The following is a 15,190-nucleotide window of genomic DNA, read 5'->3' as shown; positions in this document are numbered from 1 at the left end:
AATTGTTTTTATTGAGGACTCAAGCCACTGCGACCTGATAGCGCGCCGCGACTTGCGGCCAATTGATCACGTTGTAGAACGCGCTGATGTATTCCGGCCGACGATTCTGATAACGCAGGTAATACGCGTGCTCCCAGACGTCCAGGCCGAGAATGGGCGTATTGCCATTCATCAGCGGGCTGTCCTGATTGCCACTGCTTTCCACGATCAGGGTCTTTTGCGGCGTCACGCTCAACCACGCCCAACCACTGCCGAAGCGAGTCAACGCTGCCTTGGTGAACGCGTCCTTGAAGCTGTCGAGCCCACCCAATTGCTCATCGATGGCCTTGGCCAGCGCACCTTGCGGCTTTCCACCGCCGTTGGGCGCCATGACCTCCCAGAACAGCGAATGGTTGGCGTGACCGCCGCCCTGATTGATCACCGCCGCGCGCAGTTTTTCAGGCAACTGCTGGACGGCAGCGACCAGTTTCTCCACCGGCCACTCGGCAAACTCGGTGCCTTCCACAGCCGCGTTCAGGTTGTTGATGTAAGTCTGGTGGTGCTTGGTGTAGTGAATTTCCATGGTCTGCGCATCGATGTGCGGTTCCAGGGCGTCGTAGGCATAAGGCAAGACGGGCAAGGTGAAAGCCATGTTCAATGAACTCCATGATGGTGGGGCGCAGGCGAAGCGACATCGAGGTGCAACAATCGATGGGAGCGCGGGTACTCGCCGTGTTCGCTGATGAAATTCAGCAGTTCGACGTAGGTTTTGCTGCTTTGGCGCAACGCGGCTTCGCGCAGGGCCGACGACAGGCGCGGGTCCTGAATCGTCTGTAACAGTCGTTGATGGATGGCGCACAGGTATTCGGCGCTCTCCTCCGGCTGATTCAGGCGCAAATGCAGGTCCGCCAGGTTGTGATGGGAAATCACGCAGGCTGCCACCGCTTCGTCGGCATCCGCCCAGCGCTCGAACAGCACCTGGGCCAGCGCCAATGCCTGCAGGTAAGCCTCGCGGGCATCGACCAGTTCACCCAGCATGAAAAAACGGTTGGCTCTTTCGATCGTGCGTTTCCAGTGTTCCATGGTGAACTCCAAAGCGATGGCGGTGATTACACGCCGCCGGCGGTGAGCTTCTCTGGATTGAGCAGCTCTTCAAGTTGCTGACGCGACAGGTCGGTGTGTTCGAGAGCCACGTCGATCACCGGCCGACCCTGTTGATAGGCTTTCTTGGCGATCTCGGCGGCCTTCTGGTAGCCGATGATCGGGTTGAGCGCCGTCACCAGAATCGGGTTGCGCGACAGCGCCTGCTGGATCCGCTCTTCGTTGACCTTGAAGCTGACGATGGCCTTGTCCGCCAGCAAGCGGCTGGAATTGGCCAGCAGCTCGATGCTGCTCAGAAGGTTCTGGGCGATGATCGGCAACATCACGTTCAATTCGAAATTGCCCGATTGGCCGGCGATGGTGATCACACTGTCATTGCCGATGACTTGTGCGGCGACCATGGCAGTGGCTTCCGGAATCACCGGATTGACTTTGCCCGGCATGATCGAAGAACCCGGTTGCAACGCTTCCAGTTCGATCTCGCCAAGGCCCGCCAAGGGACCTGAGTTCATCCAGCGCAAATCGTTTGCAATTTTCATCAACGACACCGCGATGGCCTTCAACTGGCCGGACACCGCCACGGCAGTGTCCTGGGAGCCAATCAGCGCAAACAGATCCTTGCCCGGCTGAAACTGAACCTGGGTCAGCTTGCTCAGTTGCTCGCTGAAACGCGCGGCGAATTGCGGATGGGCATTGATCCCGGTACCGACCGCCGTACCGCCCTGCGCCAGGGATTGCAGAGCCGGCAGCAGATCCTGCAGATGGCCGATGTTGGCCTTGAGCTGTTGCGCCCAACCGTTGAGTACCTGGCTCATGCGTACCGGCATGGCGTCCATCAAGTGCGTACGCCCGGTCTTGACGTGGTGATGAACCTGTTCGGCCTTGTGCTCGATGACCTGCACCAGATGCGTCAACGCCGGCAGCAGTTGCTCGTGCAACGCCAGTGCAGCACTGACATGAATGGTGGTCGGGATGATGTCATTGCTGCTTTGGCCGCAGTTAACGTGATCATTCGGGTTGACCGGCTCGCCGAGCAGACGGCTGGCCAGCGTCGCAATCACTTCATTGGCATTCATGTTGGAGCTGGTGCCCGAACCGGTCTGGAAGATGTCCACCGGGAAGTGCTGCATGAAATCGCCCTCCAGCAGCCCTTGGGCAGCATCGACAATAGCCTTGCCCTGCGCCTGGCTGATTTGCTTGAGCTCGATGTTGGCCCGTGCGGCGGCAGCCTTGGCCAGGATCAGCGCGCGGATGAACTGCACAGGCATCGGCTTGCCGCTGATCGGGAAGTTATCCACCGCACGCTGGGTCTGTGCGCCGTAGAGGGCGCCCACCGGGACCTGAAGCTCGCCCATGCTGTCGCGCTCAATACGTGTCTTGCTCATCTGAATATCCTTGCACCAGTTCTAAAAGAGGAATCGAAGGCTGCAACTCGCAGGTTGCCAGTTGCCATGTGTAGCGCTGCCAGCGCTTGAGCCGGCATTTGCACAAAGAGAGGCGTTCGAGTTCACGCAGCGGGCGCCAGGCCTGGTCGAGGCAGTAGGTGCGCCAGTGCCAGGGCAGCGCGACATCGGCGGCGGTATCGAGCAACAATCGGAAGGCGGTTTCGGCGACGGTCCAGGGCGAGGTTGCCGTGCAACAGGCGAGATAGCGGCCTTCGGCCAGATAATGGTCGATCAGGCGCGGTTCATCGGGGCACATCGCGCAACGGATCTGGCGACTCATCCAGCGCCAACTGTCGAGGTAAGGCTGCTCGTGCAAGGCAGAACTCATGATCGGGGACTCATTCGATAATGAGATTTATTATTAGTTGATAACGAGAATCAAAACAAGCCCATCCAAGTCATGCAGTTTCCTGTGGGTGCGCGCAGCGCAAGGTGCATAAAAAAGGCGCGCCACCCGATGGGTGGCGCGCCTTTTTGTGTAACGCGATGGATCAACTGCCGGCGACAGTCATCCGCTCGATCAGCACTGAGCCTGTGCGAATGTTGCTGCGCAATTCCAGATCGTTACCCACGGCAACGATCTGCTTGAACATGTCGCGCATGTTGCCGGCGATGGTCACTTCCTGCACGGCGAACTGGATTTCACCGTTCTCGACCCAGTAACCGGCCGCGCCGCGGGAATAGTCGCCGGTCACCATGTTCAGGCCCTGGCCCATCAGCTCGGTCACCAACAAACCACGGCCCATGCGCCGCAACAGCGCGGCCTGGTCTTCATCACCGTGGGTGACGAACAGGTTGTGCACACCGCCTGCGTTGGCAGTACTCGGCATGCCGAGCTTGCGCCCGGAATAGGTGCCGAGGATGTACGAGACCAACTCGCCCTTTTCGACGAACGGTTTGGCGTAGGTTGCCAGGCCATCACCGTCGAACGCGGCGCTGCCCATGGCACGCATCAGGTGCGGACGCTCATCGATAGTCAGCCACTCCGGAAACAGTTTCTGACCGAGGGTGCCTTCAAGGAACGACGACTTGCGATACAGGCTGCCACCGGAAATCGCCGAGAGGAAACTGCCGAACAAGCCGCCAGCCAACTCTGCGGAGAACAGCACCGGCACCTCGCAGGTCGGCACCGGACGCGCGCCCAAGCGGCTCGCCGCCCTTTGCGCCGCCTTCTGGCCGATGCTCACCGGATCAGCCAGCAAGGTGCCCTGGCGGTTCACGTCGTACCAGTAATCACGCTGCATCTGGCCATCGGCCTCGGCGATCATTACGCAGCTCAGGCTGTGCCGAGTCGACGCGTAACCGCCGATGAAGCCGTGACTGTTGCCATATACACGGCAGCCCTGATGGGTGCTGAGGGTGGTGCCGTCGGCGTTCTTGATCCGGCTGTCGGCGGCAAAGGCTGCGGCTTCACAGGCCAACGCCTGCTCGATGGCCTGCTCCGGGGTGATATCCCATTGGTGGAACAGGTCGAAATCCTGCAGGTCACGCGCCATCAACGCCGCGTCCGCCAGGCCCGAAGCTTCATCTTCCGAGGTGTGTTTGGCGATCGCCAGCGCAGCGGCGACGGTCTCGCGAATCGCATCCGGACCGCTGGCCGAAGTGCTTGCCGAACCTTTGCGCTGGCCGACATACAAGGTGATACCGAAACCCTGATCGCGGTTGAACTCGACTGTTTCGACCTCACGCTGGCGCACCGAGGTCGACAAGCCCTGCTCCAGCGACACCGCCACTTCACAGGCACTGGCGCCTTGGCGCTTGGCTTCAGCGATGATCTGCTCGACTTGTTCCTGCAGTGCCGGCAACGCTTGTGGGCCGACGCTTTCAACTGCACTCATGCTGTTCTCCACTCAAATTCTGCTTTCGGTTACGGTCATCGAGCGACCGGGCCGGACAATTGGCCCCCGACTGGTTATCATGGCGGCGTTTCTTTGCGGACTGCCACCATGGTTGATTCTTACGACGACTCCCTCGATACGGGAGAAAAGAGCAAATCCCAGGTCAAACGCGAGCTGCATGCTCTGGTTGACCTCGGCGAGCGCCTTACAACGCTCAAGCCGGACTTGCTCAACAAACTGCCCTTGACCGACGCTCTGCGCCGGGCTCTGGCTGATGCGCCCAAGCACACCGCGAACATCGCGCGTAAACGGCACCTGCAGTTCATCGGCAAACTGATGCGCGATCAGGACACTGACGCGATTCTGGTTTTGCTCGATCAACTCGATGCCTCCACTCGCCAGTACAACGAACGCTTCCATAACCTGGAACGTTGGCGCGATCGTCTGATTGCCGGCGACGATGCCGTTCTGGAAAAATTCGTCGTCGACTACCCGGACGCGGACCGCCAGCAACTGCGCTCCCTGATCCGTCAGGCCCAGCACGAGGTTGCGCAAAACAAGCCTCCTGCGTCCAGCCGTAAAATCTTCAAGTACATCCGTGAGCTGGACGAGACTCAACGCGGTCTGCGCTGATTCTCTGACCGGGTGAGTCGCCAGGCGACTCACCCGCAGCTTCACCTCTTTATGCGCCCGTGCCACCCACGGTGATCGCATCGATCTTCAGCGTTGGCTGGCCGACACCCACCGGCACCGACTGCCCATCCTTGCCACAAGTACCCACGCCGCTGTCCAGCGACAGATCGTTACCGACCATCGACACCTTGCTCATGGCTTCCGGCCCGTTGCCGATCAGCGTTGCACCTTTGACCGGCGCGGTGATCTTGCCGTCCTCGATCAGGTACGCCTCGCTCGTGGAGAACACGAACTTGCCGCTGGTGATGTCAACCTGGCCACCGCCAAGGTTGGCGCAGTAGATGCCGCGCTTGACCGAGGCGATGATTTCCTCGGGGTCGCTTTCACCGGCCAGCATGTAGGTGTTGGTCATCCGTGGCATCGGCAGGTGCGCGTAGGATTCGCGACGACCATTACCGGTACGGGCCACGCCCATCAGGCGCGCATTGAGCTTGTCCTGCATGTAGCCTTTGAGCACACCATTCTCGATCAGTGTGGTGCACTCGGTTGGTGTACCCTCGTCGTCGACACTCAGCGAGCCACGACGACCCGCCAGAGTGCCGTCATCGACGATGGTGCACAATTTCGATGCAACCATTTCACCCATGCGCCCGCTGTAGGCCGAACTGCCCTTGCGGTTGAAATCGCCTTCCAGGCCATGGCCGACGGCTTCGTGCAGCAGCACACCCGACCAGCCAGAACCCAGGACCACTGGCAAGGTGCCGGCCGGTGCCGGGATGGCTTCCAGATTGACCAGCGCCTGACGCAACGCCTCACGGGCATAGCCCATGGCGCGGTCTTCGCTGAGGAAATAACGGTAATCGGTACGGCCACCGCCGCCATGCCCACCGCGTTCGCGGCGACCGTTCTGCTCCACGATCACGCTAACGTTGAAACGCACCAGTGGGCGCACATCGGCGGCCAGGCCACCGTCAGTGGAGGCCACCAGAATGCGTTCCCAGACACCGGCCATGCTCACCGTCACCTGCTGGATACGCGGATCGAGGGCGCGGGTTGCGGCGTCGACACGCTTGAGCAGATCGACTTTTTCAGCACGGGTCAGCACTTCCAGCGGGTTGTCCGGCGCATACAACTGGGCGACGTCCTGGCTGGTGAAGGCCTGCACCGTGCCGTTCTGCCCTGCACGAGAAATCGAACGGGCGGCACGGGCGGCAGCGCCCAGGGCTTCCAGGGTGATGGCGTTGCTGTAGGCAAAGCCGGTTTTTTCACCGGACTGTGCACGCACGCCGACACCCTGGTCGAGGTTGAAACTGCCTTCCTTGACGATGCCGTCTTCCAGCGCCCAGGACTCGGAAATCTGCCCCTGGAAATACAGGTCGGCCGCATCGATGCCAGGGCCGGCCAGATCGCCCAGCACGCCTTGCAGGCTTTCGATGGTTACGCCGCCAGGTGCCAGGAGGTGTTCACTGACTGAGGACAACAACTCGCTCATATGCTTTACGCCTTAAATTCGTCGTTCTGATGCAGGTCGCCGGGCGCCCTGCGAGAAAAAGCGCCGGTGACTGGACACCGGCATCCGCGCCCTGATGGACGCCTGTTCGCTGCTGTCGCGCTCGGCCAGCAGCACGGCCTCGCCTCGATCCTGCTGCGCCAGCACTCGCCCCCAAGGGTCGACGATGGCGGCATGACCGAAGGTTTCCCGCGGCCCCGGGTGCGTACCACCCTGGGCGGCCGCGAGCACGTAACATTGGGTCTCGATGGCGCGCGCGCGTATCAGCACATCCCAGTGCGCCGCGCCGGTCACCGCGGTAAACGCCGAGGGTGCGGTGATCAACTCCGCGCCTGCAGCGCGCAATTCGCTGTACAACTCTGGAAAGCGCAAGTCATAACAAACCGTCAGACCGACCCGACCCACGGGCGTATCCGCCACCACGACCTCACTGCCATAAGCATAGTCATCGGATTCGCGGTATCGTCCACGATTGTCCGCCACGTCCACATCAAACAAATGCAACTTGTCGTAACGGGCCACGGTTTCGCCCTGATCATCGATCAGCAGCGAGCAGGCGTGGGATTTTGCCGTCGGTTGATCCACCGGCGGTAATGGCAAGGTACCGGCCACTATCCATAACTTGAGGTCGCGTGCGGTCTGTTTCAACCATGGCAGGATCGGCCCTTCACCCAGTGCTTCGGCGCGGCCGATGTCGGCAATGTCGCGCCGGCCCATGGCGGCGAAGTTTTCCGGCAGTACCGCAAGCCTTGCGCCACCGGCTGCGGCTTGCTCGAGAAGGCGACGGGCCTGGGCCAGATTGGCCAGCACATCGCTTTGACTGACCATTTGAATCACCGCTACAGACATGGCGCACTCCTGGGATCGTATGCGGCCATGCTACTCCATAGACTTGTGCAGTGCCGTTTGAAAAAGCACTCAAAAAGGCTTGTCGAAGGTAATTTTCGGATCTTTCCATGGTCCCTTGACGGTGTACTTCACGCTGGCGAAACGGGAGACTCGATCACCGATCAGCTTGTCGATCAGGAACAATGCCCCACCGACAGCCGGAGCCCCAACGATCAGTGCGGCAATTGGCAGGTTGTTGGTGACCGGCAAGGTCACCAACAACTTCGCATCGATCTGATCCGCCACCATGTTCAGGGTGCCATCAAGTTCGATGGTACTCGACGGGCCTGTCAGCCGGATCGGCTCACGGGTGACGTACACGCCGCTCGACCCCACCAACAGTCCCTTGACCTGGTCATAACTCAAACCCTTGCCGAACAGGTCGGAGAAATCCAGGCGCAGGCGGCGTCCGATGGAGTTGAAGTTGAGCAAACCGAACACGCGCAAAGCCTGAGCGCTGCCCTCGACCTCGACAAACTGGCCTTTGTTCAGCGTGGCATCGAGGGAGCCGGAGAAGCGTTTGGTGGCGACCCAGGCCGGCGAGCCGGGCCAGCGACCGTCGACATCCATGCGGAAGTTTTCGCTGGTGACACTCGGCGCGAACCCCCAGGCCTTGAGCACATCGGCGAGGTTCTTGCCGCTCATGCGCCCCTTGTACCAGCTGGTACTGGCACCCGGAGTGCCCTCCCAGCCGCCGCTGCCCACCAGCAAGATGCCCTTGAGCCCCAGATCCAGCGAGCTGAAGGCAATGCCCTTGCCCGTCGGACGAATCTTCAACGACCAGGCCCCCACCAGATCCGCGCCCTGATACAGCTGATCGATGGTGATATCCATCGCCGGGATAATCGTCGGGTCTACCGAAGCCAAAGGGTCTGGTGCATTTTCATCGGCCTGCACTTTCGGGTCGGCCGCCGGCAAACGTACGGTCTGCAGATTGATGGCGATCGGCGGGGTTTTCCCGTCAGGAATGTTGGCGTTGCCTTTGATCTGCTGACTGTCGAGTTGCATAGCCCAGGCAGACGGTTTGCGTGTCAGCTGTATTGAAGCCTGATCGAGCGTGGTGCCCACGCCACTGAGCTTGCCCACTTTGACGTCAACACCACTGAGCAACTGCTTGGCATTACCGGTCGGGTCCTGGCCTGCGTACTTATCCACCAGACCCTTCCACGGGCCAACGTCCAGCTCCGACATCGAACCCCGTATGCGCAAGCCTTTGGCGTCCGGCAACACAGCCTCGCCGCCACCGAGCAGCAACTCGCCACGACCGTCGCCAAACTTGCCCGGCGGTGCCGCGAAAGTGAAGTTCGCCAGATTCCCGTAGTTGACCCAATAACGTTGTTCAGGCCCCTGCAACGTCATGCGGAACGTTGTATCGCGCCCGGTATCGGCGGTCATGCCGAAGGGCGCAGGCAGATCGACAGCAACCCCCTTGAGGTTGGAATTGACCATCAACTGACTGTCAGCGCCGTTGAGCGTCAGTTGCAGCTGATAAGGAATCACCCCGCTGACCGGCAGCGGCTGGGTCACCTTAAGCCAATCGGTAAGTTTCTTGACTTCGACCTGGCCGGAAGCGGTGACGCGGGTATTGAGCTTGCCGGCGCTGCCATCGGCGAAAATCTGCGCGGTCACAGGCTTGTCGAAGGCACGGGCGCTGATGTTCTGTCCACTCAGCCCCTTGTCGCTGTCGAAGCGGAAATCACCCTTGAGCTGGCTCAGCTCCAGTTCGGGGTCGGCCAGTTTCAAGCGCGCCTTCGCGGTTTTGAAGTCGACCAGGATCTTCGGCTGCTCGCCTTTCTCCAGTGGAATATCCAGCTTGACCTTGCCTTGCAGATCGCCCTCGCCTTGCCACTTGGCAAAGGTTTCGGCAGTGCCGATCGGCGCTTCCTGAAGAATTTTCAGGCCATCTCCCAAGCCGCCGGCAAAATCGCCATCGAGGAACAGATGAACCTTCTGCCCCGTCGGCACATGGGGAATGTTGACGTAGACGTCGCTGACCTGGGTATCGAGCAATTGTCCCTTGCTGGCCAGAACGCGCACGCCGCTGTCTTCGACGAACACGTCACCACTGACTTTGCTGACGTGAGGCCAGCCCGGCTGGAATGCCAGTTCGGCGTCGTGCACCTTGAAGAACAAACTGATGCTGCGATCCACATCCTTGGCATCGTGGTTCAACGAGCCCTGGTACTGGAAGAAACCCTGGTCCACTGCACCTTTGAGAATCGCCGTGCGCAGCCATTCGTCGAGCGCCGGGCTGAGGACCGCTGGCAGGTATTTGGCGGTGTAGCGACCGTCGCCGTCGACCATGCCGACCCGCAGGTCCATGTAATCTTCCTGGGTGTGATCAAAATGCAGGCGAATCAGGAAGTCACCAGCGATCTTGCCTTCCTCGCCGAGCACTTTCAGGTACGGCGCGATCAGGGTGAAACCTTCCTTGTCCAGCTTCCAGGTCAGCCGGGCATTGGCCTGGATGTACTGCCACGGCTTGGCGAAAATCGGGTCGAGATGGAGCATGAAGTCCTTGCTGTCCATGCGCAACTCGCCATGCCCCAGGTCGCCGCTGATGCTGCCACTGACGTTTCGCGCAGCTGGCGCGCCGTGATAGGCATCGAAGCCGACCTGATCGAGGTTGGCGGCGAAGCCGAACTTGCTGTCATCGGTGGCGTTCGGGCGGAAGTCGACCAATACATTGCGCAAGCCGCCGGTGACCTTGAGCCGTTCAACCACAGTGGCCAGCCCTTCAGGCAATGGCGCCAGCGCCTTGAGCAAAGGTGTCAGCGGGGTGAGATTGATTCGGTCGGCCTGCAGATGCCAAAGCTCAGTGGCCTGTTCGGTGGCCGCCGTCTGCTTGAGCTGCACACGAGTCTCCCAACGCGTGTCGCCAAGATTCATGGCCAGAGAGTCCAGCGTGATCAATGCCCCTTCGGCATTGCGCTGGTAGTAACCGTTGAGGGCCAGATTATTGATCTGCACCGGTTTGCGCTCTGCGTAGGCGCCCTTGAGTTGCGGGGCGTTCAGCCGCACGGTCGCACTTTGTACGCCGCCCTTGGCCCAATTCAGCCAGAGCTCACCGCCGGCCTTGATCTCGGAGAAATTCCATTCCTGGGTTACACGCTCAGGCAACCAGTTCGACCAGTCGCTTTGCGGGAGGCTCAGATAAACCTCGGCCTGGCCATCCTTCCACTCGCTGGCCCGCACCCGCGTGCGCAGGCTCATGGCCACAGGCTGGCCATCGGGCAACGTCAGGCGTGCATCAAGGCGCTGGCGTGTAGCACCGGTTTTCAGGCTGAGGCCGACGTAGTTCAATGTCAGCGGCGACTGCGCGAACGGTTGCAGGGTTACCTGACTGTCGAGCACTGACAACCGCTGGACCATCTGCATGTCATTGAGCAACTGTTCGGGATTGAGTGGCTTGTCCTCTTGCACCGGCAAGCCTTCCAGCGCCCATTGACCGTCGTCGCCTTCCTTGAGGCTGATCTTCAGGCCGCTGAGTTCAAGGTGGGCAATGCGCAGCTTGCGCGCCAGCAGGCTGGCCCACAGGTCCGGCACCACACGCACCTTGTCCAGGTGCAAGGCGTTGGCGCCGTCACCTAGCGTCAGGTCATGCACGTAGACGATGGGGGCGAAACCGCTCCAGCTGCCTTCCAGTTCGCCGATCTGCACCGACATGCCCAGGGCATCGGCGGCCTTGGCCTGCACTTCGGCGCGGTACTCGGCCACCAGGGGTGCCAACTCCCGGCCCAGGCTGACGTAAAGCGCCATGAGCACCAAAACCAACGCGCACAGGCCCAGACCCCAGCGGGTCAGTGCGGCCAAAATGCGTGTCAGACGGTCCATGTCAGTTGGCTCCCGTGGCAAAAATACTGCAAAAAGCTGAGGCCAGCCGTTCTCGAACCGTCAAACCGTAACGCTTCAGAGCAACACCACGTCGTATTGTTCCTGGGAATACATGGTTTCCACCTGGAACCGTATGGTGCGTCCGATGAACCCTTCCAGTTCGGCGACGTTGCCCGACTCTTCATCGAGCAAACGGTCGACAACTTTCTGGTTCGCCAATACACGATAGCCTTCCGCCTGATAGGCGCGAGCCTCGCGGAGGATTTCACGGAAGATTTCGTAGCAAACCGTTTCCGGAGTCTTCAGCTTGCCGCGGCCCTGACAGCAGTTGCAGGGTTCGCACAGCACTTGCTCAAGGCTTTCACGGGTGCGCTTGCGCGTCATCTGCACCAGGCCCAATTCGGTAATGCCGATGATGTTGGTCTTGGCGTGGTCGCGCTCCAACTGTTTCTCCAGCGTGCGCAACACCTGACGCTGGTGCTCCTCGTCTTCCATGTCGATGAAGTCGATGATGATAATCCCGCCCAGATTACGCAGGCGTAACTGGCGCGCGATGGCCGTGGCGGCTTCGAGGTTGGTTTTGAAGATGGTCTCTTCGAGATTGCGATGGCCGACAAACGCCCCGGTGTTGACGTCGATGGTGGTCATGGCTTCGGCCGGGTCGACCACTAGATAACCGCCGGACTTGAGCGGGACCTTGCGTTCAAGGGCTTTCTGGATTTCGTCTTCGACGCCGTACAGGTCGAAAATCGGCCGCTCGCCCGGGTAATGTTCCAGACGATCGGCAATCTCCGGCATCAGTTCGGCGACGAACTGCGTGGTTTTCTGGAAGGTTTCCCGGGAGTCGATGCGGATTTTCTCGATCTTCGGGCTCACCAGGTCACGCAGGGTACGCAACGCCAGGCCGAGGTCTTCGTAGATCACACTCGGTGCGCTGATGGTCTTGATCTGCGCATTGATCTGGTCCCAGAGGCGACGCAGGTAGCGGATGTCCATGAGGATTTCATCGGCGCCGGCGCCCTCGGCCGCCGTGCGCAGGATAAATCCACCGGCTTCCTTGATGCCTTCCTTGGCCACGCAATCGGTGACCACTTGCTTGAGGCGCTCGCGCTCGGCTTCGTCCTCGATCTTCAGCGAAATGCCGACATGAGCGGTGCGCGGCATGTACACCAGATAGCGCGAAGGGATCGACAACTGCGTGGTCAGGCGTGCGCCCTTGGAGCCGATGGGGTCCTTGGTGACCTGCACCACCAGGCTCTGGCCTTCGTGCACCAGAGCGCTGATGCTCTCGACCGCAGGACCTTCACGCAGGGAAATCTCCGACGCATGAATGAACGCAGCGCGGTCCAGGCCGATGTCGACGAAGGCCGCCTGCATGCCAGGCAGCACTCGTACCACCTTGCCTTTGTAGATATTGCCGACGATCCCGCGTTTTTGCGTACGTTCGACATGGACCTCTTGCAGAACACCGTTTTCAACCACCGCCACGCGCGATTCCATCGGCGTGATGTTGATCAGGATCTCTTCACTCATGGCAGGGTCTCGTTCAGGCGTGTTCACGATAATGGCCGCATCTGTTCAGGGCGACGCTCAATGCGCGTGCTGTGTTTGCCAACAGGGTATGCCGAAATGGCCGAGCAGTTCCGCGGTTTCGCACAGCGGTAGTCCGACCACCGCCGAGTAACTTCCTTCGAGCCCGGCGACGAACACCGCACCCAATCCTTGAATACCATAACCACCTGCCTTGTCCTTTGGCTCGCCGCTGGCCCAGTAGGCCGCCGCTTCATCACGACTGATGTTTCGAAAACGCACCCGACTGACGACTACCCGCGACTCGCAATGTTCGCCGTCGAGCACGGCAATCGCGGTCAGGACCTGATGCTCGCGCCCCGACAACATCATCAGCATGGCGCAGGCTTCGGCTTGATCAACCGGTTTGCCAAGAATTTTTCCGTCCAGCACGACAGCCGTGTCGGCACCCAGTACGCAGAACGGCACGTCGGACACGACCCGCTCACGCCCGGCCCGGGCCTTGCCGCACGCCAGGCGCTCGACATAGGCCGCAGGGGATTCTTCAAGCAAAGGGGTTTCATCGATGTCCGCACTGACGGCGGCGAAGGGAACGCCGATCTGCGTGAGCAATTCACGTCGACGGGGCGATCCGGAGGCGAGGTACAACAGCTTCATCAAGACATCTCCCTGTCGAGGTACGGGCAAATGCCTGACCAAATCAATTGATTTTGTAGCGTCGACGCAATCCGCGCAAACCGAAACTCACCCACGGCCAAAGCAAGGCGCTGACCAGTGCGGGCAGCACCAGCGCCAGGGTTGGCTGGCGATTGCCGGTCAGGGCGCTCAGCCACAACTGAACGAGCTGGGCGAGGCCGAAAATCACCAGGATCACCAGGCTCTGCTGCCACATCGGGAACATCCGCAGGCGTTGTTGCAGCGCCAGCACCAGATAGGTGATAAGGGTCAGGATCAAGGCGTTCTGGCCCAATAAGGTGCCATAGAGCACGTCTTCAGCCAGACCCAGGCAGAACGCCGTGACCATCCCGACGGTCTGCGGCAGATTCAACGCCCAGAACGCCAGCAACAAGGCCAGCCACAGCGGCCGGAGGATTTCCATGAACTGCGGCAAGGGCGAAACGCTCAGCAGCAGACCAACGGCAAACGTCACCCAGACTATCCAGCCGTTTCGGGATGCTTTTACGCCACCCATTATTCTCTCCCCACAGGAGTGGCCGGCGCGGAGGCTGGCGGTTTCGCGGCAGGCTTGGCAGCAGCCGGTGGCTTGGCGGCCGCAGGATGCGCGGCAGGCTTGGCCGGCGTCGTGGCTGGCTTGGCCGGGGTCGCCGCCGGAGCCGCAGCAGGCGTGGTCGCCGGAACAGCAGGAGCAGCAGGAGCCGTCGGATTGACCAGTTTCGGCACGGTTGCCGGGATGATCGGGCCACCGCCCTGGGCATCGAGGTTTTCCTGGGCCTGGGCTGCATCGTTGGCACGTTCTTCAGCGGTACGATTGTCGCTGAACACCAGCAGCAGATAGCGGCTGCGGTTCAGTGCGGCCGTCGGTATGGCACGGACGATGGCGAACGGCTGCCCCGAGTCATGAATCACTTCCTTGACCGTTGCCACCGGGTAACCCGCCGGGAAACGCTGGCCAAGACCGGAGCTGACCAGCAGGTCGCCTTCCTTGATATCGGCGGTGTCGGCGACATGACGCAGCTCAAGGCGCTCTGGGTTGCCAGTGCCGCTGGCAATGGCACGCAGACCGTTACGGTTGACCTGCACCGGAATGCTGTGGGTCGTATCGGTCAACAGCAGGACCCGGGAGGTGTACGGCATCAACTCGACCACCTGCCCCATCAGGCCACGGGCATCGAGCACCGGCTGACCAAGCACCACGCCGTCGCGCTCACCCTTGTTGATGATGATGCGATGGGTGAAGGGGTTGGGGTCCATGCCGATCAACTCGGCCACTTCGACCTTTTCGTTGACCAGTGCAGAGGAGTTGAGCAACTCGCGCAGTCGAACGTTCTGCTCGGTCAGGGCGGCAAGCTTCTGCATGCGCCCCTGCAGCAGCAAATTCTCGGTCTTGAGTTTTTCGTTTTCGGCGACGAGCTCGGTCCGGCTGCCGAACTGGCTGGCCACACCTTCCCACAGCCGTCCGGGCAGGTCGGTGATCCAGTAGGCATCCATCAGCACCAGCGACATCTGGCTGCGTGCAGGCTTGAGCAGACTGAAGCGGGCATCGACCACCATCAGCGCGACCGATAGCACGACCAGCACCAACAGGCGCACGCCCAGTGAGGGGCCTTTGGCGAAAAGCGGTTTAATAAGCCGCTCCTCCCAGGCAAATGTTCTCTTTATTCATACGGCAGCAAACCGGCCTGGATGCAGACTGACAGAAGATAAACGCGAACAGGCAGCACTGCAAAGTGCCGCCTGCGCGCTCAACAGCA

The 15,190-nt window shown here is 60.8% G+C and carries 13 protein-coding genes; 1 reads left to right on the top strand and 12 read right to left on the bottom strand.

All coding sequences use genetic code 11. The features are described from left to right. Positions 1-19: 19 nt before the first annotated feature. From EIY72_RS21375 to pmbA, 5 genes are all read right to left on the bottom strand, one after another. Positions 20-631: a superoxide dismutase gene (locus tag EIY72_RS21375; RefSeq protein WP_093226724.1), complete on the bottom strand. Its 612-nt coding sequence runs from the start codon at positions 629-631 to the stop codon at positions 20-22. Positions 632-633: 2 nt separating this feature from the next. Beyond that, positions 634-1,062: a hypothetical protein gene (locus tag EIY72_RS21370; protein ID WP_093226725.1), complete on the bottom strand. Its 429-nt coding sequence runs from the start codon at positions 1,060-1,062 to the stop codon at positions 634-636. 26 nt (positions 1,063-1,088) lie between these two features. Next, positions 1,089-2,465, bottom strand: coding sequence for a class II fumarate hydratase (locus EIY72_RS21365; RefSeq protein ID WP_093226726.1), 1,377 nt, complete (start codon positions 2,463-2,465; stop codon positions 1,089-1,091). Continuing rightward, positions 2,446-2,853, bottom strand: coding sequence for a FagA protein (locus EIY72_RS21360; RefSeq protein WP_093226727.1), 408 nt, complete (start codon positions 2,851-2,853; stop codon positions 2,446-2,448). The genes EIY72_RS21365 and EIY72_RS21360 overlap by 20 nt, the downstream gene beginning before the upstream one ends. A 163-nt stretch (positions 2,854-3,016) precedes the next feature. Next, the gene (pmbA, locus tag EIY72_RS21355; RefSeq protein ID WP_093226728.1) at positions 3,017-4,363 is read right to left on the bottom strand and encodes a metalloprotease PmbA; all 1,347 of its coding nucleotides are present in this window, start codon (positions 4,361-4,363) and stop codon (positions 3,017-3,019) included. A 108-nt stretch (positions 4,364-4,471) separates the two neighbouring features. Between pmbA and yjgA the strand changes: the two genes are divergently transcribed. Beyond that, complete coding sequence (gene yjgA, locus EIY72_RS21350) at positions 4,472-4,996, top strand: ribosome biogenesis factor YjgA (RefSeq protein ID WP_077045279.1); 525 nt, start codon at positions 4,472-4,474, stop codon at positions 4,994-4,996. A 49-nt stretch (positions 4,997-5,045) separates the two neighbouring features. Here the strand turns inward: yjgA and tldD are convergent, their stop codons facing one another. The 7 genes from tldD to mreC all read right to left on the bottom strand — a co-directional run bounded on the left by tldD (position 5,046) and on the right by mreC (position 15,065). Next, entirely contained in the window at positions 5,046-6,488 is a 1,443-nt protein-coding gene (gene tldD, locus EIY72_RS21345; protein ID WP_093226729.1) for a metalloprotease TldD, read from the bottom strand. Positions 6,489-6,500: 12 nt separating this feature from the next. Next, complete coding sequence (locus EIY72_RS21340) at positions 6,501-7,355, bottom strand: carbon-nitrogen hydrolase family protein (protein WP_093226730.1); 855 nt, start codon at positions 7,353-7,355, stop codon at positions 6,501-6,503. Between the two features lie 69 nt (positions 7,356-7,424). Further along, positions 7,425-11,228, bottom strand: coding sequence for a YhdP family protein (locus tag EIY72_RS21335; protein WP_093226731.1), 3,804 nt, complete (start codon positions 11,226-11,228; stop codon positions 7,425-7,427). A gap of 75 nt (positions 11,229-11,303) precedes the next feature. Continuing rightward, positions 11,304-12,761 carry a ribonuclease G gene (gene rng, locus EIY72_RS21330; RefSeq protein ID WP_093226732.1) on the bottom strand — a complete coding sequence of 486 codons (1,458 nt, stop codon included), beginning with the start codon at positions 12,759-12,761 and terminating at the stop codon, positions 11,304-11,306. 57 nt (positions 12,762-12,818) lie between these two features. Beyond that, on the bottom strand, positions 12,819-13,415 hold the full coding sequence (locus EIY72_RS21325) for a Maf family protein (protein ID WP_093226733.1): 597 nt from the start codon (positions 13,413-13,415) through the stop codon (positions 12,819-12,821). Between the two features lie 43 nt (positions 13,416-13,458). Then, positions 13,459-13,950, bottom strand: coding sequence for a rod shape-determining protein MreD (mreD, locus tag EIY72_RS21320; protein WP_093226734.1), 492 nt, complete (start codon positions 13,948-13,950; stop codon positions 13,459-13,461). Then, entirely contained in the window at positions 13,950-15,065 is a 1,116-nt protein-coding gene (gene mreC / locus EIY72_RS21315) for a rod shape-determining protein MreC (protein ID WP_093226735.1), read from the bottom strand. The genes mreD and mreC overlap by 1 nt, the downstream gene beginning before the upstream one ends. Positions 15,066-15,190: the final 125 nt, after the last annotated feature.

Origin of the sequence: Pseudomonas vancouverensis (assembly GCF_004348895.1) — a bacterium.
Taxonomy (GTDB): domain Bacteria; phylum Pseudomonadota; class Gammaproteobacteria; order Pseudomonadales; family Pseudomonadaceae; genus Aquipseudomonas; species Aquipseudomonas vancouverensis.
This window is presented reverse-complemented; position numbering and strand designations above follow the sequence as displayed.